Annotated in this window: 19 protein-coding genes; 12 read left to right on the top strand and 7 right to left on the bottom strand. The window is 74.7% G+C overall.

Annotated elements, in window-relative coordinates:
- Window positions 1-70: 70 nt before the first annotated feature.
- Window positions 71-448 carry an ArsR/SmtB family transcription factor gene (locus ACZ6RC_RS17075; RefSeq protein ID WP_391137521.1) on the top strand — a complete coding sequence of 126 codons (378 nt, stop codon included), beginning with the start codon at window positions 71-73 and terminating at the stop codon, window positions 446-448.
- A 42-nt stretch (window positions 449-490) separates the two neighbouring features.
- Window positions 491-1,912, top strand: coding sequence for an FAD-dependent oxidoreductase (locus tag ACZ6RC_RS17070; RefSeq protein ID WP_469583641.1), 1,422 nt, complete (start codon window positions 491-493; stop codon window positions 1,910-1,912).
- Window positions 1,913-1,959: 47 nt separating this feature from the next.
- On the opposite strand, the gene ACZ6RC_RS17065 is transcribed toward ACZ6RC_RS17070, so the two are convergent.
- Window positions 1,960-3,297 (bottom strand): DUF2252 domain-containing protein, encoded by a 1,338-nt coding sequence (locus ACZ6RC_RS17065; protein ID WP_469583639.1) that lies wholly within the window; start codon window positions 3,295-3,297, stop codon window positions 1,960-1,962.
- Window positions 3,298-3,467: 170 nt separating this feature from the next.
- Between ACZ6RC_RS17065 and ACZ6RC_RS17060 the strand changes: the two genes are divergently transcribed.
- Window positions 3,468-4,265, top strand: coding sequence for a GntR family transcriptional regulator (locus ACZ6RC_RS17060; protein WP_469583636.1), 798 nt, complete (start codon window positions 3,468-3,470; stop codon window positions 4,263-4,265).
- Window positions 4,266-4,338: 73 nt separating this feature from the next.
- Here the strand turns inward: ACZ6RC_RS17060 and ACZ6RC_RS17055 are convergent, their stop codons facing one another.
- Window positions 4,339-5,868 carry an amino acid permease gene (locus ACZ6RC_RS17055; protein ID WP_391137542.1) on the bottom strand — a complete coding sequence of 510 codons (1,530 nt, stop codon included), beginning with the start codon at window positions 5,866-5,868 and terminating at the stop codon, window positions 4,339-4,341.
- A gap of 141 nt (window positions 5,869-6,009) precedes the next feature.
- Window positions 6,010-6,987 carry a hypothetical protein gene (locus ACZ6RC_RS17050; protein ID WP_469583631.1) on the bottom strand — a complete coding sequence of 326 codons (978 nt, stop codon included), beginning with the start codon at window positions 6,985-6,987 and terminating at the stop codon, window positions 6,010-6,012.
- 335 nt (window positions 6,988-7,322) lie between these two features.
- Here ACZ6RC_RS17050 and ACZ6RC_RS17045 point away from each other — a divergent pair, with 335 nt between their 5' ends.
- The 6 genes from ACZ6RC_RS17045 to ACZ6RC_RS17020 all read left to right on the top strand — a co-directional run bounded on the left by ACZ6RC_RS17045 (window position 7,323) and on the right by ACZ6RC_RS17020 (window position 13,315).
- A complete protein-coding gene (locus tag ACZ6RC_RS17045) occupies window positions 7,323-8,774 on the top strand; it encodes an FGGY family carbohydrate kinase (protein ID WP_469583628.1) in 1,452 nt (483 codons plus the stop codon).
- Window positions 8,771-10,201, top strand: coding sequence for an FAD-dependent oxidoreductase (locus tag ACZ6RC_RS17040; RefSeq protein ID WP_453617051.1), 1,431 nt, complete (start codon window positions 8,771-8,773; stop codon window positions 10,199-10,201). Before ACZ6RC_RS17045 ends, ACZ6RC_RS17040 begins: the two co-directional genes overlap by 4 nt.
- The gene (locus ACZ6RC_RS17035) at window positions 10,198-11,550 is read left to right on the top strand and encodes an FAD-dependent oxidoreductase (RefSeq protein ID WP_469583624.1); all 1,353 of its coding nucleotides are present in this window, start codon (window positions 10,198-10,200) and stop codon (window positions 11,548-11,550) included. The genes ACZ6RC_RS17040 and ACZ6RC_RS17035 overlap by 4 nt, the downstream gene beginning before the upstream one ends.
- A 223-nt stretch (window positions 11,551-11,773) precedes the next feature.
- Window positions 11,774-12,508 (top strand): D-Ala-D-Ala carboxypeptidase family metallohydrolase, encoded by a 735-nt coding sequence (locus ACZ6RC_RS17030; RefSeq protein ID WP_469583621.1) that lies wholly within the window; start codon window positions 11,774-11,776, stop codon window positions 12,506-12,508.
- Between the two features lie 23 nt (window positions 12,509-12,531).
- Window positions 12,532-13,029, top strand: coding sequence for an NUDIX hydrolase (locus ACZ6RC_RS17025; RefSeq protein WP_469583619.1), 498 nt, complete (start codon window positions 12,532-12,534; stop codon window positions 13,027-13,029).
- 40 nt (window positions 13,030-13,069) lie between these two features.
- The gene (locus tag ACZ6RC_RS17020) at window positions 13,070-13,315 is read left to right on the top strand and encodes a hypothetical protein (RefSeq protein WP_453617061.1); all 246 of its coding nucleotides are present in this window, start codon (window positions 13,070-13,072) and stop codon (window positions 13,313-13,315) included.
- Window positions 13,316-13,336: 21 nt separating this feature from the next.
- On the opposite strand, the gene ACZ6RC_RS17015 is transcribed toward ACZ6RC_RS17020, so the two are convergent.
- Window positions 13,337-14,560: a cytochrome P450 family protein gene (locus ACZ6RC_RS17015; protein ID WP_469583615.1), complete on the bottom strand. Its 1,224-nt coding sequence runs from the start codon at window positions 14,558-14,560 to the stop codon at window positions 13,337-13,339.
- A 229-nt stretch (window positions 14,561-14,789) separates the two neighbouring features.
- On the bottom strand, window positions 14,790-15,239 hold the full coding sequence (locus tag ACZ6RC_RS17010) for a VOC family protein (protein ID WP_469583612.1): 450 nt from the start codon (window positions 15,237-15,239) through the stop codon (window positions 14,790-14,792).
- A 94-nt stretch (window positions 15,240-15,333) separates the two neighbouring features.
- On the opposite strand from ACZ6RC_RS17010, the gene ACZ6RC_RS17005 reads away from it, so the two are divergent.
- Both ACZ6RC_RS17005 and ACZ6RC_RS17000 read left to right on the top strand, forming a co-directional pair.
- Window positions 15,334-15,915, top strand: a complete 582-nt coding sequence (locus ACZ6RC_RS17005) for a TetR/AcrR family transcriptional regulator (RefSeq protein ID WP_469583610.1) — start codon at window positions 15,334-15,336, stop codon at window positions 15,913-15,915.
- A 191-nt stretch (window positions 15,916-16,106) separates the two neighbouring features.
- Window positions 16,107-16,298 carry a DUF4236 domain-containing protein gene (locus ACZ6RC_RS17000; protein WP_391137573.1) on the top strand — a complete coding sequence of 64 codons (192 nt, stop codon included), beginning with the start codon at window positions 16,107-16,109 and terminating at the stop codon, window positions 16,296-16,298.
- 66 nt (window positions 16,299-16,364) lie between these two features.
- On the opposite strand, the gene ACZ6RC_RS16995 is transcribed toward ACZ6RC_RS17000, so the two are convergent.
- Together ACZ6RC_RS16995 and ACZ6RC_RS16990 are read right to left on the bottom strand one after the other, a co-directional pair.
- Entirely contained in the window at window positions 16,365-18,239 is a 1,875-nt protein-coding gene (locus ACZ6RC_RS16995; protein WP_469584356.1) for an NAD-binding protein, read from the bottom strand.
- Between the two features lie 281 nt (window positions 18,240-18,520).
- Complete coding sequence (locus tag ACZ6RC_RS16990) at window positions 18,521-18,664, bottom strand: hypothetical protein (RefSeq protein WP_469583607.1); 144 nt, start codon at window positions 18,662-18,664, stop codon at window positions 18,521-18,523.
- Window positions 18,665-18,760: 96 nt separating this feature from the next.
- Here ACZ6RC_RS16990 and ACZ6RC_RS16985 point away from each other — a divergent pair, with 96 nt between their 5' ends.
- On the top strand, window positions 18,761-20,089 hold the full coding sequence (locus ACZ6RC_RS16985; protein ID WP_469583604.1) for a D-alanyl-D-alanine carboxypeptidase family protein: 1,329 nt from the start codon (window positions 18,761-18,763) through the stop codon (window positions 20,087-20,089).
- Window positions 20,090-20,148 lie beyond the last annotated feature (59 nt).

Raw genomic sequence — 20,148 nt, 5'->3', positions numbered from 1 at the left:
CGGACCACCATACCCGAATACATGAAGAGGTCTTCATCTATCTACATATGAGCGCCGCTACGATGAGCCCATGGGACACGGAGCGCACGGCGGGACCACCCCCGCGACCCACCTGGACGCGGACTCCGCGGCCACCATCGCCGCCACCCTCCAGGCCCTCGCCACGCCCTCCCGGCTGATGATCCTCACCAAGCTCCGCCAGGGCCCGTGCGGCGTCACCGAGCTGGCCGATGCCGTCGACATGGAGCAGTCCGCCGTCTCGCACCAGCTGCGGCTGCTGCGCGCCCTCGGCCTGGTCACCGGCGTCCGCCAGGGCCGCCGGATCGAGTACAGCCTCTACGACAACCACGTGGCCCAACTCCTCGACGAGGCCGTCTACCACATCGAGCACCTGCGCCTCGGCACCCGCGACGCGCCGCACGCGAACGTGGATACTGGGCGGTCGTAGGCCCACCACGGGGTGGACCACCCACCAGGGGAAAGGGCGGGGATGGCCGACGACTTGGGGCACCGCGGGACGCGTCACGCGGTGGTCATCGGGGGAAGCGTCGCGGGCCTGCTGGCCGCGCGGGTGCTGAGCGAGCACGCGGAGAAGGTCACGGTCGTCGAGCGCGACCGCTTCCCGGAAGGACCGGACGCCCGGCCCGGCGTCCCGCAGAGCCGGCACACGCACGTGCTGCTCGAAGGGGGCCAGCGGGCGCTCGACGAGCTGCTGCCCGGGTTCATGGACGAGCTCGCGGAGCTGGGTGCGCCGAGGGTGGGCATGCCGCAGGACCTGGTGCAGTGGCAGAACGGTCAGTGGTTCCGCCGGATCCCGGCCACGATCGCCATTTACACCGGCGCGCGCTCCCAGCTCGAATGGCTGGTGCGCCGGCGGGTCCTGGCCGACCCCAGGATCGAGACCGTCCAGGGCGCCGAGGCGGTCGGCCTGATCGGCGACTCGGCGCGTGTCCGGGGCGTGTTGCTGCGGGACCGCGGCGCGGGCGCGGCGCCGTCCTCGTCCGGGTCCGGCACGGCCCGCCGCGAGGAGCCCCGGCGGCTGGAGGCCGACCTCGTGGTCGACGCCTCGGGCCGGGGCACCCGCGCGGCCGACTGGCTCGCCGCGATCGGGGCGGAGGCCCCGCACGAGGAGACCATCGACACCGGCCTCGCCTACGCCACCCGTGTCTACTCCGCCCCGGAGAACGACAAGACGGACGCCCTCGGGTACTTCGTCGTCCCCAACCCCCAGCAGGTGTACGGCGGGGTCGTGGTCCCTCTCGGCGGCGGTCGCCACCTGGTGACGCTGTCCGGCCTGCGCGGCGACGAACCGCCCACGGACGAGGCCGGGTTCGAGGCGTACGCGCATCGGCTGCCGCACCCGGTGATCGCCGAGTGGCTGACGCGCGCCACGCCCGAGTCGCCGGTCCACGGCTTCCGCAGGACCGCCAACGTCCGCCGCCGGTACGACCGCCCGGGCCGTCGGCCGGCCGGCTTCCTCGCCACCGGCGACGCGCTCTGCACCTTCAACCCGATCTACGGCCAGGGCATGGCGGTCGCCGCGATGAGCGCGGTCGCGCTGGGCCGCGCGCTCGGCGATCGCCGGCGTACGGCGAGCACCCGGGTGGTGCAGCGGGCCCTCCTCGACGCCTCCCGGCAGGCGTGGGACATCTCGGCCGGCTCGGACAAGAAGATGCCGGGCGCGACCGGCAGCGCGGTGGGCACCCGCGCGGTGGACAAGCCGGTCGGGTGGTATCTGGGACGGCTGCAGCAGCGGTACGGCGGAGACCCGGTGATCGGGGCGGCGTTCCGCTCCGTCCTCTCGCTGACCGCCCCGATGACGGCGCTGTTCGCCCCGGCGGTCGCACGGTCCGTCCTGTTCGGTCCGGTCCCGTGGACACCGTCCGAGCCGCCGATGCGGCGCGAGGAGTAGCGGGATCACGGGGGGGCGGGGGGGCGACCCGCCCGCCCTCGATGCCGTCAGGCGTCCGGCGCGGCCGTCACGACCCCGGCCGCGATCGCCGCGCTCAGGCGGGCGTGGTCGTCGGCGTTCTGGGCGGCGTAGCGGAGGGCGAAGTCGGCGATCGCGCGGTCGAAGACGTCGGAGCCGCCGAGGTACGCGGCGATGGCGACCCGGTCGCCGGAGCGGGCGTGGGCGCGGGCCAGGGCGCGGCCGCAGAGGGCGGCGTACTCCCGCAGCAGGGACGGGGACATGGTCTCGACCTCCGCGGAGCCCTTCATGTCGCGCAACTGGCGCCAGTAGAAGTGGCGTTGCTCGGGGCCGGTCATCCAGCCGAGGAAGATGTCGCTCGCCGCCTGGGTGAGCCGCTGGCCCGCGACGACCCGACGGCCCTGATGGGCGTACGTACTCGGCGTCAGGTACTCCTCCAGGAGCGAGCGGCGGGCCTCCTTCGCCTGGAGGATCAGCGGGTCGTCCTCGTCCCGCCCTTCGAGGAGGAGGACGAAACAGCGGGTGCCCACGCTGCCGACGCCGACGACCTTGCGGGCCGCGTCGACGAAGCGGTAGCGGTCGAGGAGCACCCGTCGCTCCTCGGAGAGCGAGCTGCGGTAGTCGCTGAAGACCTTGCCGAGGCCGACCCGGTCGAGGTCGGGGGCGCGGTGCAGAAGCGGCGGGGCGTCGACGAAGCGCCGCCTGCCGTTCTCGTCCCGCTCGGTGAGCCGGGCGAGGGCCTGGAGGCTGGTGCGGCGGCGGGCGCGGGCGAGACCGCTCTCGAAGCGGGTGCGGCCGCGCCGGACCAGGGGCACCAGCGCGTCGGCGTCGATCCTCTCGTACCAGACGGCGAGCTCGCCGAGCCCGGCGAGGCGGCGCAGGGAGGTGCGGTACGCGGCGGTGGCGACGAGCGCGGCGCGGGCGGCCTTGGCCCGGGTGGCGCCGTTCTGCAGGGCGGCGACGGCGACGCTGGCGGCGAGCCGCTTGACGTCCCACTCGAAGGGGCCGGGCAGCGTTTCGTCGAAGTCGTTCACATCGAAGAGAAGGGCCCGTTCGGGTGAGGCGTACACACCGAAGTTGAGCAGATGGGCGTCCCCGCAGAGCTGGACGGTGAGGCCGGTGTGGGGCTGGGCGGCCAGGTCGGCGGCCATCACACCGGCGGCGCCGCGCAGGAAGGCGAAGGGCGTCGCGGCCATGCGCCCGTACCGGAGGGGCACTAGTTCGGCCACACGGTCGACGGACTGGCGCTGCAGTACGGCCAGCGGATCGGGGCGCTGAGAGGAGGGTATCCAGCGGCCGTGCGAGGACCGGGGGACGCGCTTGCGGGCCGCCCGGCCCGTTTCGGCTCGCTCGTACGGTGTCAGCATCCGGCCTCACCCGCCTCTTCCAGCGCCGCTACCGGTTGGACTCATTACAAGCGCACTCGCTCCTTTCGGCCACTCTCGCCGGGACCCCCTTCCTTAATGGTTTAGACCAATGATAGGAATGATCACTCACACGGCCCACACGATCACGCTATGCAAGGAAGGGTCTGAACATGGCTGAGCCCGATCCCGAGCAGGTGGCGGCGGTTCCGCTCTACCTCCGGGTCGCCGCCGCCCTGCGGGACGACCTCGTCGACCGACGCATCGCATCCGGCAGCCGGCTGCCGTCCGAGCGCTCGCTCGCCCACCGCTACCACGTCAACCGCCAGACCGTGCGCAGCGCGCTCCACCTGCTGCGCGAGGAAGGACGGGTGGTGACCGACCGCCGCGGCACCTTCGCCGTCGGCGGCGGGGGCGAACAGACGCACGTCCCGGGGCTGACGGTCCGCCGGCAGTCCTTCCCCGGCGGTACGGAGGCGGCCGACGCGCTCGTCCGGGCCGCCCTCGCCTGGGAGGCGCCCCCGGCGGCGCTGGCCGGCCGCCTCTCGCTCGTGCCGGGAGAGCCCACGCTCGTCCATCGGCACGTGGTGATGAGCCCCGCCGGGACGCCCCTGCAACGCTCCGTGTCGTGGTTCTCCCGGCAGGCGCTCACCGAGATCCCCCAACTCTCCCGCTACCGGCGGGGCAAGGACGCGGCCAAGCAGCCGGACCTGCGGCTGCTCTACCACTGGATGCACCAGGCGGGGCTGCGGCTGACCCGACGGGAGTCGATCGGCGTGCCCCCGGGGCCCGGGACGGGCATCGGCCCGGGCCCCGGTGCCGGTGCCGGTTCCGGCCAGGGCGTCGGTGGGGGCGCGGCGCGGCTGGTCGTCCACCGGGTGGTGAGCGACCAGCACGGCCACGCGCTGGAGATCACGGACATCGACTTCGCTGCCCAGAGCGCCGCCTGGACGTACGAGTTCAGCGCCTGAGCCCGACGGGGCACCGGCAGTGGCCGCGGGCCTCCTGCCCGCGACGCCTGCCCGCCTGCCCGCTCGCGACGCCCTAGACGATCCCCTCGGCGATCTCCGCCTCCTCGCGGGCGGTGCCGTACGCCGAGGGGGTCCCGTAGGACCGGCGGGCGACGTACCACCACAGGGTGGCGAGGACGAGGACCACGGCCAGGGCGATGACGGCGTAGTTCATGGAGTCCACGGTCACCGGCGACCTCTGCGGCAGGCAGAACAGGACGGTGACCACGGCCACCCAGACCACGGCCGTCCACCCGATCGGCCGGCTCCAGCGGCCGAGGTTCCAGGGTCCCGGGGTGAAGCGGTCGCCCGCCCGGAGGCGGAGGTAGATCGGGATGGCGTAGGCGGGGGTGATGCCGATGACGTTGATGGCGGTCACCGCTCCGTAGGCGGTGGCGGAGTAGAGCGAGGGCACGGCCAGGACGGCGGCGACGGCGACCGAGAGCCAGACGGCCGGAACCGGGGTCTGGGTGCGGCTGCTGACCTTGCGCCAGAGGGCCGAGCCGGGCAGGGCGTTGTCGCGGCTGAAGGCGAACACCATCCGGCTGGCGGCGGCCACCTCGGCGTTGCCGCAGAAGAGCTGGGCGGCGATGACCACGAGCAGCAGGGCGGTGGCGCCGCCGGAGCCGAGCGCGTCGAGCAGGATCTGCGCGGGCGGGACTCCGGTGGCGCTGTTCTGCGTGCCCGCGTAGTCCTGGATGGCGAAGGTGAGCCCGGCGAGCAGGGCGAAGCCGGCGATCCAGGAGACCCAGATGGCGCGCACGATGCCCTTGGCCGCGCTGACCGAGGCGTTGGAGGTCTCCTCGGAGAGGTGGGCGGAGGCGTCGTACCCGGAGAAGGTGTACTGCGCGAGGAGCAGGCCGACGGCGGCGACGTAGAACGGGTTGGCCCAGCCGGTGTCGTTGACGAACTCGGTGAAGACGAACTCGGCGGACTGGTGCCGGTCGGGGACGAGGGCGAGGGCGCCGACGATGGCGGCGACTCCGGCGAGGTGCCACCAGACGCTGATGGAGTTGAGCACGCTGACCAGGCGGACGCCGAAGAGGTTGAGGACGGCGTGCAGGAGCAGGATGGCGAGGAAGATCAGGAAGGTGGATCCGGCCGTGGGCGCGATGCCCCACTGGAGGTTGAGGAAGGCCCCGGTGAAGAGCGCGGCGCCGTAGTCGATGCCGGCGATGGCGCCGAGCAGGCCGAGCAGGTTCAGCCAGCCGGTGTACCAGCCCCAGCGGCGGCCGCCGAGCCGGTCGGCCATGTAGTAGAGCGCGCCGGAGGTCGGATAGGCGCTGGTGACCTCGGCCAGGGCCATGCCGACGCAGAGCACGAAGAGACCGACGCCCGCCCAGCCCCACATCATGACGGCGGGGCCGCCGGTACCCAGGCCGAAGCCGTAGAGGGTCATGCATCCGGAGAGGATGGAGATGACGGAGAAGCTGATGGCGAAGTTGCCGAAACCGCCCATGCGGCGGGCGAGGACCGGCTGGTAGCCGAGCTCTCTGAGCCTGGCCTCGTCGTCCTGGCCCTGGACGGGGCCGTGGATGTCGTCGACGGGGACGGTGCGGGACATGGCCGGTACCTCCGGGGGTGGGGGGAGCGGGTGCGTCGGTGGGGGTGGTTCTCCGGGGCGGGTTCGGGGCGCTTCTTCGGGACGGTTGTCCGGGTTGTCCGGGGCGCTCGGGGCGGTGGTCCGGGGCGGTTCGCGTCGGCGTCAGGGGTCGAGGCAGCGGGCGCGGGCGCTCAGGAAGACCTCTTCGGCCAGCGCGCGGTCGTCGGGGTCGGCCGTGCGGTACGCCCAGGGCAGCGTCGTGTAGTACGGGCCCAGGGCCTCGAAGACCCGGGCGGCGTCGGCGAAGCGCAGGGCTCCGTGCAGGGCGTGGGCCAGGTGGTTGAGGTCGAGCAGGGACGCCTCGGCCGTGGCGCAGAAGAGGAACCAGCCGTCCAGCGCGCGGCGGGCCTCCCGGACGGCGTCCTCGGCGACCCAGTGCAGGTCCAGCGCGTGCTCGTGGCCGCGTTCGCGTCGGTAGCGCTCGACCCGGACGTAGAGCGGAAGGGCGTGCAGGGCCGAGCCGGGAGGGGCGCCCGAGACCGCCCACTGGGCGTAGTTGGCGGCTTCGGAGAGCGTCCCCGGCCGGCGGGCGTAGAAGAACTGCAGCATGCGGTGGTGCGCCTCGCGGTTGTGCGGGTCGCGCTTCTCGGCCTCGGCGAGAAGGGCCCAGGGGCCGGGCGGGAGCATGGGGGCCGGCGGGGGCTGCCGGTACTGCTCCGCCTGCGGCGCCGCGTCGATGACGGCGAGGGCGAGCAGACAGATCCAGGGCACGGGGTCGGCGGGTAAGCGTTCGGCGGCGGAGCGGCAGGCGATCCACGCCTCCTGGCGCAGCTCGTGGGTACGGGGGTGGGCGGCGCGGTGGGCGCGTACGGCGCGCTCCACGGCGACCCGGGTGTGCATCACGGTCGCGGGCGCGCTCTCCGGCTGCTCGGCGCGCCAGGCCTGGACGACGTCGGTGCCGGCGGCGACGGCGGCCAGGATCTGGGTGCGCTGGGTCCAGGCGGCCCAGCCGGACGTCTCGTCGAGTAATCGGGCCATGGACACCCAGCGGCCGGTCCGCAGGTCCTGGACGGCGTGGCGCAGGGCGTGGTCGTGGCCGGCCGGGTGGTAGACGGGCCGGAAGCCGTGCCCGCCTCTCACGGGGCGGGGCGTGCGGTGGGTGACATGGGTCCTCGGTGGGGTGGAGGGGTGGTCGGCCCCCGGTGGACATCCCGGCCGTTGATCGGCGATCACTATAAAGGCCGCTGGATCACCCCGGTCCACTTTCGCTTCTGATCGTAACTATCCGGCCACGGAACGGATTTGATCAACGATCCCGGGTGTGGCCGAAGGTGACGAGGCCGCCGGCAGCGGCTTGACGCGTCGCGGCGGGTACACGAGGCTTTCGGCTTCGGTGATCAAGGACGCCGGGCGCAGCGGGCGCCGCACGAGACCGGAGTACGCGGGGGCGGGGCGATGTGGACGGGAGCACGACGATGACGGAGCCGGTCCTCGCCGTCGACCAGGGCACCTCGGGGACCAAGGCGCTCGTCGTCTGCCCCGAGCGCGGCGTCATCGGCACGGGTTCGGCGCCCGTCCGGCCGCGCCACCTGCCGGGCGGCCTGGTCGAGGTCGACCCCCGGGAGCTGTACGCGTCCGTCGTCGCAGCCGGTCGCGAGGCGCTGGCCGAGGCGGCCACCCCGGTGGCGGCCGTGGGGCTGGCCAACCAGGGCGAGACCGTCCTCGCATGGGATCCGGCCACGGGTGAACCGCTGACCGACGCGCTGGTCTGGCAGGACCGCCGGGCCGCCGCGCTGTGCGACGAACTGGCCGCGCACGCGGACCGGTTGCGGCAGTGGACCGGGTTGCCGCTCGACCCCTATTTCGCCGCGCCCAAGATGGCCTGGATCCGCCGCCACCTCACCGGCGCGGGCGTGGTCACCACCAGCGACGCGTGGCTCGTGCACCGGCTCACAGGCGCCTTCGTCACCGACACCGCGACCGCGGGCAGGACCGGGCTCCTCGATCTCGACACGGCGTCCTGGTCGCGGCCCGCCCTCGACGTCTACGGCCTCGGCGGGGAACGGCTCCCGCGGGTCGTGGACTCGGACACCCCGGTCGGCACGACGACCGCGTTCGGGCCCGCGCTGCCGCTGACCGGCCTGCTGGTCGACCAGCAGGCGGCGCTTCTCGCCCAGCGGGTCACCGAACCGGGCACCGCCAAGTGCACCTACGGCACGGGGGCGTTCCTGCTCGCGCAGACCGGCCCGGTCCCCCGGCGGGGCGACGACGGGCTGGTGAGCTGCGTGGCCTGGCGGCTGCGGGGCCGGACGAGCTACTGCCTGGACGGCCAGGTCTTCACGGCGGCGTCCGCCGTGCGCTGGCTGACCGACCTCGGGGTGCTCTCCGGGCCCGCGGACCTCGACCCCGTGGGCGGTACGGTGTCCGACTCCGGCGGTGTCACCTTCGTACCGGCCCTGGCCGGCCTCGCGGCGCCGTGGTGGCGCGGCGACGTGCGCGGCTCGCTGCACGGCCTCGGCCTGGACACGACCGCCGGGCATCTGGTCCGCGCCCTCTGCGAGGGGATCGCCGCGCAGGTCGTCGAGCTGGCGGGCGCGGCGGCCGCCGGCCTCGGGGCGCCGCTGACCGCGCTGCGGGTCGACGGCGGCCTCACCCGGTCCGCGCTCCTGATGCAGACCCAGGCGGACCTGCTCCAACTCCCCGTGGAAGTGTCGGCGTTGCCCGACGCGACCGCGCTCGGGGCGGCCGCTGTCGCCCGGCTCGGCCACGACCCCTCGCTCGGCTTCGACGGGGCCGTACCGGAGTGGAAGCCGTCGGCCGTGTACGAGCCGCGTGTCGGCGGTCCGGAGGCGAGCGAGCGCCTGGGCCGGTTCCGTACGGCCGTGGCCTCGCTCCTCGACGGCGCCCCCGGGAGCCGGCCCGCATGACGGCCGGGAGACCCGGGGCGGTGACCCGCGCGGGCGCGCTGCCCGACACCTCGGCACCGGGTGCGGAGTACGACGTGGCCGTGGTGGGCGCCGGCGTCGTCGGCTGCGCCCTGGCGCGCGAACTCGCCCGCCACTCGCTGCGGGTGGCCCTCGTCGAGGCGTCCGGTGACGTCGGCGACGGCACGTCCAAGGCCAACACCGCGATCCTGCACACCGGTTTCGACGCCGTACCCGGCTCCCTCGAAGCACGGCTCGTACGGGACGGGCGGCGCCGGCTCCTCGCCTACGCCGACGCGGCCGGCATCCCCGTCGAGCCGGTCGGCGCGCTCCTCGTCGCCTGGGACGCCGAGCAGCGCGCGGCCCTCCCCCGCCTCGCCGACAAGGCCGCCCGCAACGGCCACCGCACGACCCGCGTGATCGGACCGGCCGAACTTGCCGTACGTGAACCGCACTTGGGTCCCGGTGCGCTCGGGGCGCTGGCCGTGCCCGGCGAGTCGATCATCTGCCCGTGGACGACGACCCTGGCGTACGCCACCCAGGCGGTCCGCTCCGGCGTGGATCTGCACCTCGGCTGCCGGGTCGAGACGGCCGTCCCCGGGGCGCCGCACCGGCTGGTCACCGGGCGGGGGGCGCTGCGGGCCCGGTACGTCGTCAACGCCTGCGGGCTGTACGCGGACCGGTTCGACGCGCTGTTCGGCAGGCACGACTTCACCGTGACACCGCGGCGCGGCCAGCTGATCGTCTTCGACTCGTTCGCCCGGGGGCTCGTCCGGCACATCCTCCTGCCCGTGCCGGGGCGGCTCGGCAAGGGGGTGCTGGTGGCGCCGACGGTCTACGGGAAGGTGCTGCTGGGCCCGACGGCGGAGGACCTGGACGACAGGACGGCCACCGGTTCGACGGCCGAGGGGCTCGCGTCGCTGCGGGATCAGGGGCGGCGGATCCTGCCCGCCCTGCTGAACGAGGAGGTGACGGCCGTCTACGCGGGGCTGCGGGCCGCCACCGAGCACGACGACTTCCAGGTGACGGCGCACGCCGGGCTCCGGTACGTGACGGTCGGCGGCATCAGGTCCACCGGGCTGACCGCCTCCCTCGCCCTCGCCGCCCATGTGGTGGAGCTGCTGGCGGCGGAGGGCCTGGAGCTCGGCGCGGAGCGGCCGCTCGTCCCGGTCCGGATGCCGAACCTGGGCGAGGCGTTCCCGCGCCCGTACCGGGACGCCGAACGGATCGCCCGCTCCCCGGACTTCGGCGCGGTGGTCTGCCCCTGCGAGCGGGTCACCCGCGGGGAGATCCGGGAGGCGCTCGCGTCGACGATCCCGCCCGTCACCCTCGACGGCCTGCGCCGCCGGACCCGGGCCCGCGGCGGGCGCTGCCAGGGGTTCACCTGCGGGGCGACGGTCCGGTCCCTGTTCGAGGAGGCGGGGAGATGAACCGGCCCGCCGGGGGTGCGGAAGGCGGCCGGACGGCGGACTCGGCCCCTTCCACGGGCAGGGACGGGTTCGCGATCCGGTCGGTCGACGTGCTGGTCATCGGGGCGGGACCCGCGGGGCTCGCGGCGGCCGCCCGGCTGGCGGCGGCGGGCGTGGGCCGGGTCGAGGTCCTGGAGCGTGACGAGGAGGCCGGCGGCGCGCCGCGCCACTGCGACCACGGCGGCTTCGGCGCGGGCGAGCGGGGCCGCACGATCGACGGGCCGGCGTTCGCGCGCCGGTCGCTCGCCCTGGCACTTCGGGCGGGGGCGGTGGTCCGCACGGGTGTGACGGTCACCGGCTGGGCCGGGCCGCTGGCCCTGGAGGTCACCGCGCCCACGGGTCTGGAGCGGATCGCGGCCCGGGCGGTCGTGCTGGCCACGGGGGCCCGGGAGCGCCCGCGCAGCGCGCGGCTGGTCCCCGGCACCCGGCCGGCCGGGATCCTCACGACCGGGGAACTGCAGCGGTCCGTGGTGCTGCACGGCGTGCGCGGGCCACGGCTCGGACGGCGCGCGGTGGTGATCGGGGCGGAGCCGGTGGCCGTGCACGCGGTACGGACCCTGCGCGAGGCCGGTCTGGACGTCGTCGCGAGGGTGACGGACCGGCCGCCCGGGCGACGGCGTCTCACCGCCGCTTCCGGTGGGGCGGCTCCTCCCCTGCTCACGGGAGCGACGGTGACGGAGATCCTGGGGCGCGGGCGCCTCACCGGCGTGGGGGTGGCCTACGACGACGGGCGCCGGGGGACGGTCCGCTGCGACACGGCGGTGTTCACCGGGGACTGGATCCCCGAGCACGAACTGGCCCGGACGGGCGGGGTGCCGCTGGACCCGGCCACCCGGGGGTCGGCGGTCGACGGGTCCTTCCGTACCGCCACGACGGGGGTCTTCGCGGCGGGCGACGTCCTGCGGGGCGTGGAGTCGGCCGCCACGGCCGCGGCGGAGGGGCGCGCGGCGGCGGAGGCGGTGCTGCGGCGGCTGGCGGGCGAGCCGTGGTCGACGGGAGGGGTGCCGGTGGTGGCCGAGTCGCCGCTGAGGTGGGTGCTCCCCCACCGGATCGCGGACCCGCTCCCCGACCGGACCACGGACGGGTCGGACCGGCGGGCCGGCGACGGACCGGCCGCCCGGCCGGTCCTCGTGCGCGCGGAGACATCGCTGGAGAGCCCGGTGTTCCGCGTCGTCCAGGACGGGCGGCTCCTGCACCGGGTGGCGGTGCGGGGGGCGGTGGCGCCGTGGCGTTCCGTGCGGCTGTCCCCGGCGTGGACGCGGGACGTCGACCCGGCGGGCGGTCCGGTGGTGGTGGGGGTGGGGGCCTAGGGCGTGTTTCGCAGCCAGGCGTTCGCGGCCAGACGGGACTTTCGCAACGCGCCCTGGGCGTGTTGCGGAGCCAAGGCCCTTCGCCCTGCGCCTCGGAGGGCCGGTGCCGGGAGCCTCCGGCGTCAGAGGCCTGGTCCACTGGCATGTGCGACGGGCCGTTGACCACCCTCCCCGCACCCCTCATGCTCATGCCAGGAATCCCGTCTTCCGACACGGAGGTGTCATGGTCAGGCGCGCGATCAGATCCCTGCTCTCCCTCGTCCTACTGGTGGTCGCCGCGCTCGCGGGCACAGTGGCCACCGCGGGCACGGCGCACGCGGACGAGTGCTACACCTGGGGCCGCACACTGTCCTCCGGCATGTCCGGCGCGGACGTGACCCAGCTCCAGATCCGGGTCGCGGGCTACCCCGGCTACGGCGCCGTCCTCGGCGTCGACGGCTCCTACGGGCCGGCGACGAAGGCCGCCGTCACCCGCTTCCAGCAGGCGTACGGGCTCGGCGCGGACGGCGTCGCCGGCCCCGCGACCTTCGCCAAGCTGTACGCGCTCCAGGACGCCGACTGCACCCCCGTCCACTTCACCTACGCCGAACTCAACAAGTGCAACGGCGACTTCTCCGGCGGAGCCGTCAGCGCCGCCACCGCCAGGGCGAACGCCCTGCGCGCGATGTGGAAGCTGGAGGCGCTGCGCCACGCGCTCGGCGACGTGCCGATCTCGGTGAGCAGCGGGTTCCGCTCGAAGGCCTGCAACGCGGCCGTCGGCGGCGCCTCGGACAGCCGGCACCTGTACGGCGACGGCATCGACCTCACCGGGTCGCCGTCCCTGTGCACCCTGGCCAAGCAGGCGCGCAACCACGGCTTCAACGGCATCCTCGGCCCCGGCTACCCGGGCCACGGCGACCACGCGCACGTCGACACCCGGTCCGCGCGCTTCTGGTCGGCGAGCGGCTGCGGTATCTGACCGTTTCGGCCACACTGGGCGGCATGCCGGACAAGCGCAGTGCTGGACTCCTCCTCTTCCGCAGGACGCCGGAGCGTGGCGTCGAGGTGCTCATCGGCCATATGGGCGGGCCCTTCTGGGCGTCGAAGGACGTCTCGGCCTGGTCGATCCCGAAGGGCGAGTACGGTCCCGAGGAATCCCCCGAGGCCGCCGCCCACCGCGAGTTCGAGGAGGAGCTGGGCCTCCCGGCCCCGGACGGCGAGCGGATCCCGCTCGGCGAGGCGCGCCAGCGGAACGGAAAGACCGTCACGGTCTGGGCGGTCGAGGCGGACCTGGACCCGACCCGGGTCGTGCCGGGGACGTTCACCATGGAGTGGCCGCGCGGTTCGGGCGTCCAGCGGGAGTTCCCGGAGATCGACCGGGTCGGCTGGTTCACCCCCGCGGCGGCCGCTCCGCTGCTGGTGGCGGGGCAGCGGGTGTTCCTGGACCGCCTCGCCGCGCACCTCGACGGGCGGGGCGGACCCCCGTTGTCAGACCCATAGGAGAGGGTGGGAGTGCCAACCTGTCGAGAGGGAGCCCGACATGACCACCACCCCCGCCCGTGAGCGCGCCGCCGCCCAGGCGTACCTCCGTCTGCTGGAGTCCACCCAGGCGGTCCTGACCGACCCGCACCTCGCGCCGTACGCCGGGGTGATGCTCACCCACCCCATGGCGGAGGCCGACGCGGCCCTGCGCGCCGCGGGCCTGTCGGGCAACGAGGCCCACCTCCTCCACCTGGTCTCCGCGCTCCGCACCTCGCCGACACCGGCGGACCGCGGCCGGGGCTAGAACCCTCGGGGCCCGCTGCGGTCAGACCGGCCGGACCGGGAGGGTGCGGACGCTGTTGCCGACGAAGCTCGCGTGGCGGGGGAGGTCCGGCTCGGGGGTGGCGAGGGTGAGGTCGGGGAAGCGGGTGAAGAGGGACCGGAGGGCGATCGTGGCCTCCATGCGGGCGAGGGGGGCGCCCAGGCAGTAGTGGGGCCCGTGGCCCAGGGAGAGGTGCTTCGCCGCCGGTGCGCGGGTGAGGTCGAAGCGGCCGGCGTCCGGGCCGTGGGCCTTCTCGTCGCGCCCTGCCGCCGAGTAACCCGCCAGGACGGGTGTGCCCTTCGGGATCAGCGTGCCGTCGACGGTGAGGTCGCGGGTGGGGTAGCGGAACGGGAAGTAGCTCACCGGGCTGTCCCACCGCAGGGTCTCCTCGACCGCGTCCGCCCAGGCGGCCCGCCCGTCCAGGAGCAGGGCGAGCTGGTCCCGGTGCGCGCACAGGGCGCGGACGGCGTTGGTGATGAGGTTCAGGGTGGTCTCGTGCCCCGCGATGATCATCAGGATCAGGGTGCCGATGAGTTCGGGCTGGCTCAGCCGGTCGCCGCCGTCGTCGCGGGCGGCGATCAGGGCGCTGGTCAGGTCGTCGCCGGGTCGCGCCGTCCGGGCGGCGGCGACGGCGGCGAGGACCTCGACCAGCTCGCGGTTGGCCGCCAGGGCCTGCTCGGGGCCGATGTCGGTGGCGACGACCTGGTTGGAGAGGTGGTGCAGCCTGTCCCGGTACTCCGCGTCCACGCCGAGGAGTTCGCAGATCACCCCGAGGGGCAGCGGCAGGGCGTAGTGGCGGCGCAGATCGGCGACGCCGCCACCCTCCCGGGCGGCGGCCGCGAGCCCGTCGAGGAGTCCGGCGGTGACCGCCTCGACCCGGGGACGCAGCGCCTCCACGCGGCGCGCGGTGAACGCCTTGCCGACGAGGCCCCGCAGCCGCCGGTGGTCGGCGCCGTCGGCGGTGGTCATCCCCTGGACGGTGGCGAAGGTGCGCAGCGGCCACCCGTCCGGTATGCGCCCGTCGGCGAGGGCGGTGAAGTGGCGTGCGTCCTTGGCGACTTCGGGGTGGGAGAGGAAGTCGCGCAGCGCGTCGTGACCGAGGACGGCCATCCCCTCGACGCCGCCGGGCAGCAGCACCGGGGCCACGGCTCCCTGGGTGAGCAGCCGGGCGTTGGCGGCGTGCGGGCAGCCCCCGGCGGGGTCGAGGGGGTGGGGCGTGACGTTCACGGGGCACTCCTGACGGCGAGGCGGGCCGAACCGGCGTCCGAACGGTCAGAGCTGCAGAAGAGGCAGAGCTGCCGAACGGTCAGATCCTACGGTCGGCACCGCGTTCACCGAGAGGGGTCTGCGCGCTCAGCGGCCGGCTGCGCAGACCGCGGCGGGGAGGAGCCCGGCTGACCTGCCCGCGCTCAGGGAACCCCCGGGAGCCTCTCCTGTCCCCAAGCCGGGCTCAGCATCAGAGGTTTGTGTACTGGGCGGCGTACTGCTCGCTGGGCGGGACGATGGTGATGACGTCGATCAGTACACCGTCCGGTGCGGTGATGATGAAGTGGCGCTGGCCGAACTCTTCCGTACGCAGCGGCAGCACGACGGGCAGGCCCGCCTCGACCACGAGCCGCTGGTGCTCGGAGTCGACGTCGTCCACCTCGAAGTTCAGCAGCAGGCCCCCCTGGAGCGCGGCCCGGTGGCCTTCGGGGACGGTCGGGTGGGCGTGGTCGAGGAGGGCCAGTTCGTACTGCGGGGCGTCGGGGCGGCGCAGGCTGACGTACCAGTCCGCCTCGAAGGTCACGTCGAACCCGAGGTGGCGGGTGTAGAAGTCGCGGGACGCCGCCACGTCCCGGCTGGCGAGCACCGGGTAGAAGCCACCGAGCTTCGTCCTGGGCGTGGTCGTGGGCTCTTCGGTCATGACACTCCTCCAGCTCCAGTTCACATACCCTGGGTATGCGAATCGTGGCGTTAGCATACCCTCGGTATGCGGAAGAGAAAGGGCGGTGGGCTCGATGGCGGTCAGCCGGGCGGAGCAGCGGGCGGCCACGCGGCAGGCGCTGCTGGCCGAAGGGCGGCGGCAGTTCGCCGCCGACGGGTACCACCACGTGGTGCTGGCCGAGGTGGCGCGGGCCGCCGGGCTCACCAAGGGGGCCGCCTATCACCACTTCGACAGCAAGGCAGGGCTCTTCCGGGCTGTCGTCGGCGAGATCCAGCAGCAACTGGGAGAGCGGGTCGCGGCCGCGGCCGAGCGGCACGAAGACCTCTGGGAGCAGCTCCAGGCCGGCTGCCGGGCCTTCCTGGCCGCGGGAACCGATCCTGCGGTGCGACAGATCCTGCTGGTCGACGCGCCGACCGTGCTGGGCTGGGACGAGTGGCGGGCCATGGACGAGAAGTCCTCCGCCCGGCATCTCGCGGAGGCGCTGACGGCGCTCGCCGCGGCCGGGGTCATCGCCGATCAGCCGGTGGAGCCCCTGGCCCGGTTGCTCTCGGGGGCGATGAACGAGGCCGCGCTCTGGATCGCGCAGGGCGGGGACCCGCAGGCCGGGGAGCAGGCACTCGACCGGCTCCTGGCGGGGCTGCGCGCCCCGGCCTGACCTCTCCTGCGGGCGCATTGGCACCACGCGCGCCCGTGAGGGGCGGGGAAGAGCGGGCGCCGGGTACCGTCTGCCGGCCGACCGGCTGCCGCGCATGGAACGGCCGTCGCCGGATACACGTAGGCAACTGGCTTGAAAGCAGGGGTGGTCGGACCGGCCGCCCCCTTCCGTCCGGAGGAAGGCGAGACGTCATGCCGCTGACATTCCGCAAGAGCTTCAGGATCCTGCCCGGCGTCCGGCTCAACATCAACCGCAAGTCGTGGTCAATCACCACCGGGGGCGGCAAGCACGGCCCCCGGCACACCCACAGCAGCACCGGACGCCGCACCACCTCGATGGACCTGCCCGGCCCCTTCGGCTGGCGCAGGACCAAGCGCGGCTGAGCCGCGAGGTGCGCGGCGCGTCCAGGAGCCCCCGGCCGGGCGAGGCCGGGGGCTCTTCGGCGCGCGCTACGAGCCCGGTGCGGGCTCCCGGCGCGGGCGGCGGCCCAAGAGTTCGGCCAGGCCGCGGCGGGTGGCGGCGATGACGACCCGGTCGCCGGGTGCGAGGAGCCGGCCGGGGTGGAGCTGCCAGACCAGCCCGGCTCCCGGGCGGCCGAGCGGCGCGGAGCCGGTGGCGAGGGCGATCACCCGCCAGGCACCGGGCCGGAACGCCTCGGCGACCGTACGGCCGTCCAGGAGCGCGTTCCCCGCCACGTCCACGGCCGCGAAGAGCAGCACCCGGCGCTCCACCGGGATGGCGCCCAGGATCTGGCGGCCCATCATGGCCCCGGCGAAGGCCGGTGCGGCCAGGTGCGAGACGCTGCGGCTGCGGGTGAGGGCGTCCGGGTGGGCGGCGCGCAGGGTGCGGTAGACGGCGGTGGCGAAGTCGTCGTCGTACAGGCGCAGGGCGACGCGCAAGTCGGCCTTGACCGCGCGGGCGGAGAGCGCGGCCTCCAGGTTGGTGATGTCGACGCTGGTCAGGGCGAGCAGGGCGTGGGCGCGGTGGATGCGGGCGGCTTCCAGGACGCCCTCCTCGGTGACGTCTCCGATGACGGTCGGGACGCGCAGCCGGCGGGCCAGCGCCACGCCGCGCGCCTCGGGGTCGGACTCGACGCACACCACCGGGATGTTCAGTCGGCGCAGCCGGGCGAGGACCCGCGTGCCCACCTTGCCGAGTCCCAGGAGCACCACATGGCCGGACAGGGTCCGGGGCGGGCGGCGCAGCGAGGTCGCCGAGCGGAAGGTGCCGAGGGCTTCGAGGAGTCCGGCGATCAGGACGGGCAGCAGGAGCAGGCCGAGGAGTCCGGCGAGGAGCTGCAGCACCTGACGGCTGGTGGTCTCGTCGACGGCGGGGTCGCCGATGGCGAAGAGGTCCAGGAGCGTCAGGTAGGCGGCGTGCAGGGGGTGGTGGCGGGTGGTGAGCCAGGTGGCGAGGGCGATCGCGACGACGGCGGCGGTCACACCGGCGAGCGACCAGCGCAGCCGGCGGGAGAAGAGCGAGGCCACGGGCAGCGCGGAGGCGCCGAACCTGTTCGCCGAGAGGGTCGGTCCGGCGTACGTGACCGCCTCCAGGGCGACGGTGCCCCGGCCGGGCGCCGCCGCGACGGCCCGGTCGTCGGGCAGGAGCTGCGGGCCCGCGTCGCCGCTGCGCTCCGAGCCCTCGCAGCCGGCCGGGTCGTTGGTGGTCGCCGACAGCAGGGCGAGGGTGCACAGGCCGGGGTCGGCGACCTCGCCACGGGCCGGCGGCGTGCGTTCGACGGCGTGGAGGAGGAGACCGCCGGCCTGGACGACCTTGCTGGTGCCGGCGATCGCGGTGGCCGCGAGCGCGGGGGCGGCCGTGTCGGCGTCGGAGAGCACGGTCGTCGCGGCGTCGAGCAGCTTGGGGTCCGGGCAGGGCTCGACGACGGCCCCGGCCTGGTCGAGAAGGGTCTCCAGGTGCTGGCCGAGCTTGCGGTTGTAGAGCCGGATCACCAGTCGCAGGCGGGGATTGAGGCGGCGAGCGGCGAGCGCGGCGCGGATGTTGGTCTCGTCGTCGTCGTACACGAGGGCGAGGGCGGCCGCCTGTTCGACGCCCGCGTCCACGAGAACGGCGTCGTCCACCTCGGCCGTCTCCACGAGCCGTATCGATCGCGTGGGCGCCGCGCCCCGCTGCTCCCCCACGGCGCCCCGGGTGACGGCCGCGGTCACCCGGCCGAACAGCGCCTGGGCGATCCCCGGCCGGCCGGCCGACGGCCGCTCGGGCTCCCGCGGCGCGGGGACGAGCAGGGTGATCCGCTCGCCGTAGACGTCGTGCAGCTCCGCCGCGAGCCGGTGGGCGAGCACGTCGTCACCGCAGACGATCATGTGCCCGGCGACCACGGCCCGCTGCTGCCGCGGTGCGGACGCCCCCGCGGCGACGGGACCGCCGGTCCCCTGCGCCTCGGCGGGTTCCGGTGGAACGGGGCTGCTCTGATACGAAGGTGATGCCACGTCACCAGCATGCCCTGCCCCGCTGACACCGCTTCCCCGGGCCCCAGGCGGCGGTCTTCTTCAGGGCCTCTTCAGCGGAGCAGCGTGACGGGACCGCTCCCATGGGCCGTGATCACGAGCCGGACCCGGTCCCGGGCGCCCGAGTCGAGGGGGCCCTAGACGTGGTCGTCCTCGTCGAAGGTGGTCAGGACGAGGACGCGGGCCGTCGTCGGACCGGCGGTGATCAGGGGCGTGGCCTCGATGCCGCGCAGGGCCTCCCGCGGTTCCGCCGGCCCTGTCCGGACGACCCGGATCCGCACCCCGGCCTGGATGGCGATGATCCTGCCCCGCGGGGTTCGTACGCCGGTCGGCTCACTCCGACTGCGGGTGACGGTCAGGCTTCCTACGGTGGCTGAATGATCGTCACGTCCGCTGTCCGTCATGCCGCCGCCGGTGTCGCGGCGCTGCTGTTCGTGCTGCCGGCCCCCACCGCCACGGCCTCCTCCCTCACGGAACCCACGCCTCCCACCGCGCGTTTCGTCGACGCGGGCTTGCTGGACCGCGCCGGGACGCAGGTCCGGCCGTTGCGGGGGGCGCCCGAGTTGCCGGACTCGTCCGCGCGGTCGTGGCTGGTGGCCGATGCCGCCACCGGAGAGGTGCTCGCGGCGCGGAACGCCCATCGCCGGTTGCCGCCGGCCAGCACCCTGAAGGCGCTGTTCGCCCTCACCGCGCTGCCGCATCTCGAGCCCGAACGGCGGCACACGGTCGACGCGTGGGAGTTGGAGGGGATCGGGCAGGGCAGCAGCCTGGTCGGCGTCCGGCCCGGTTACACGTACAAGGTGTCGGATCTGTGGAACGGCGTCTTCCTCAGCTCGGGGAACGACGCCGTCCACGTGCTGGCGGCGATGAGCGGCGGCTGGGAGTCGATGGCCCGGCAGATGCAGGAGAAGGCGCGGGCTCTGGGCGCGCGCGACACGCACGTGGTGTCGCCGGACGGCTACGACGCACCGGGGCAGGTGTCCTCGGCGTACGATCTGGCGCTCTTCGGCCGCGCCGGGCTCCAGGACCCGGCCTTCGTCCGCTACTGCTCGACGCCGTACGCCGACTTCCCCTCGGGGTCGTGGTCGTACGGCATCCGGAACACGAACCGGCTGCTGACCGGGGCGGACGGGGTGGCGCGCTACCCGGGGCTCATCGGCATCAAGAACGGTTACACCAGCGGCGCGGGGAACACCCTGATCGCCGCCGCCCGCCGGGGCACCCGGACGCTGGTGGTGTCGGTGATGAACCCCAGCTCGGGCGGGCACTCCGTGTACGAGGAGGCCAGGTCGCTGTTCGACTGGGGCTTCGACGCCGCGGGCCGGGTCCAGGCCGTCGGCACCCTGGCCCCGGCGCCGGTGCGCGCACAGCGGCATCCGTCGCCCGAGACCGGACCGGCCGCCGCCGCGGCGGGCCCGGCCCCGCACGGCTACAAGAAGGCCGACGCGGCGAAGGAGGCCACAGCGGCGAAGGCCCCGGCGCGCCGGCCGGTGCCCGTGTCGGAGCGGGTCGCCGCCCTGACCGAGCCGCGCCCCGCCGAACGGGGAAACCCCGGACCGGAGGAGAACTCGCCGCACGGGTCCGTTCCCTCCGGCCCCTGGGCGGGTCTCCCGCTGGCCCTGGTGGGTTCGGCCCTCGGTGCGGCGCTCTCGCTGTGGCTGTGGCGGCGTCGGTCGGCCGGCCCGGGCGGTGACGGGCGCGCCTGACGGGCGCCGCCACCCGCTTGGCGCCGCGCTCCTCATCGTCGGGGCGCGGCGCTTACGTC

Source organism: Streptomyces sp. NPDC048353 (assembly GCF_055587165.1).
Note: the sequence above shows the minus strand (reverse complement) of the source record. Positions and strands in the feature narration are given on the sequence as shown.

What these genes read in the sequence shown, in the direction of transcription:
- ACZ6RC_RS17070 (WP_469583641.1), top strand. Translation starts at nt 491, where the DNA reads ATGGCCGACGACTTGGGGCACCGCGGGACGCGTCACGCGGTGGTCATC.
- ACZ6RC_RS17005 (WP_469583610.1), top strand. Translation starts at nt 15,334, where the DNA reads ATGGCGGTCAGCCGGGCGGAGCAGCGGGCGGCCACGCGGCAGGCGCTG.
- ACZ6RC_RS17000 (WP_391137573.1), top strand. Translation starts at nt 16,107, where the DNA reads ATGCCGCTGACATTCCGCAAGAGCTTCAGGATCCTGCCCGGCGTCCGG.
- ACZ6RC_RS17045 (WP_469583628.1), top strand. Translation starts at nt 7,323, where the DNA reads ATGACGGAGCCGGTCCTCGCCGTCGACCAGGGCACCTCGGGGACCAAG.
- ACZ6RC_RS17065 (WP_469583639.1), bottom strand. Translation starts at nt 3,297, where the DNA reads ATGCTGACACCGTACGAGCGAGCCGAAACGGGCCGGGCGGCCCGCAAG.
- ACZ6RC_RS16995 (WP_469584356.1), bottom strand. Translation starts at nt 18,239, where the DNA reads ATGATCGTCTGCGGTGACGACGTGCTCGCCCACCGGCTCGCGGCGGAG.
- ACZ6RC_RS17010 (WP_469583612.1), bottom strand. Translation starts at nt 15,239, where the DNA reads ATGACCGAAGAGCCCACGACCACGCCCAGGACGAAGCTCGGTGGCTTC.
- ACZ6RC_RS17035 (WP_469583624.1), top strand. Translation starts at nt 10,198, where the DNA reads ATGAACCGGCCCGCCGGGGGTGCGGAAGGCGGCCGGACGGCGGACTCG.
- ACZ6RC_RS17060 (WP_469583636.1), top strand. Translation starts at nt 3,468, where the DNA reads ATGGCTGAGCCCGATCCCGAGCAGGTGGCGGCGGTTCCGCTCTACCTC.
- ACZ6RC_RS17075 (WP_391137521.1), top strand. Translation starts at nt 71, where the DNA reads ATGGGACACGGAGCGCACGGCGGGACCACCCCCGCGACCCACCTGGAC.
- ACZ6RC_RS17040 (WP_453617051.1), top strand. Translation starts at nt 8,771, where the DNA reads ATGACGGCCGGGAGACCCGGGGCGGTGACCCGCGCGGGCGCGCTGCCC.
- ACZ6RC_RS17030 (WP_469583621.1), top strand. Translation starts at nt 11,774, where the DNA reads ATGGTCAGGCGCGCGATCAGATCCCTGCTCTCCCTCGTCCTACTGGTG.
- ACZ6RC_RS17055 (WP_391137542.1), bottom strand. Translation starts at nt 5,868, where the DNA reads ATGTCCCGCACCGTCCCCGTCGACGACATCCACGGCCCCGTCCAGGGC.
- ACZ6RC_RS17020 (WP_453617061.1), top strand. Translation starts at nt 13,070, where the DNA reads ATGACCACCACCCCCGCCCGTGAGCGCGCCGCCGCCCAGGCGTACCTC.
- ACZ6RC_RS16985 (WP_469583604.1), top strand. Translation starts at nt 18,761, where the DNA reads ATGATCGTCACGTCCGCTGTCCGTCATGCCGCCGCCGGTGTCGCGGCG.
- ACZ6RC_RS17025 (WP_469583619.1), top strand. Translation starts at nt 12,532, where the DNA reads ATGCCGGACAAGCGCAGTGCTGGACTCCTCCTCTTCCGCAGGACGCCG.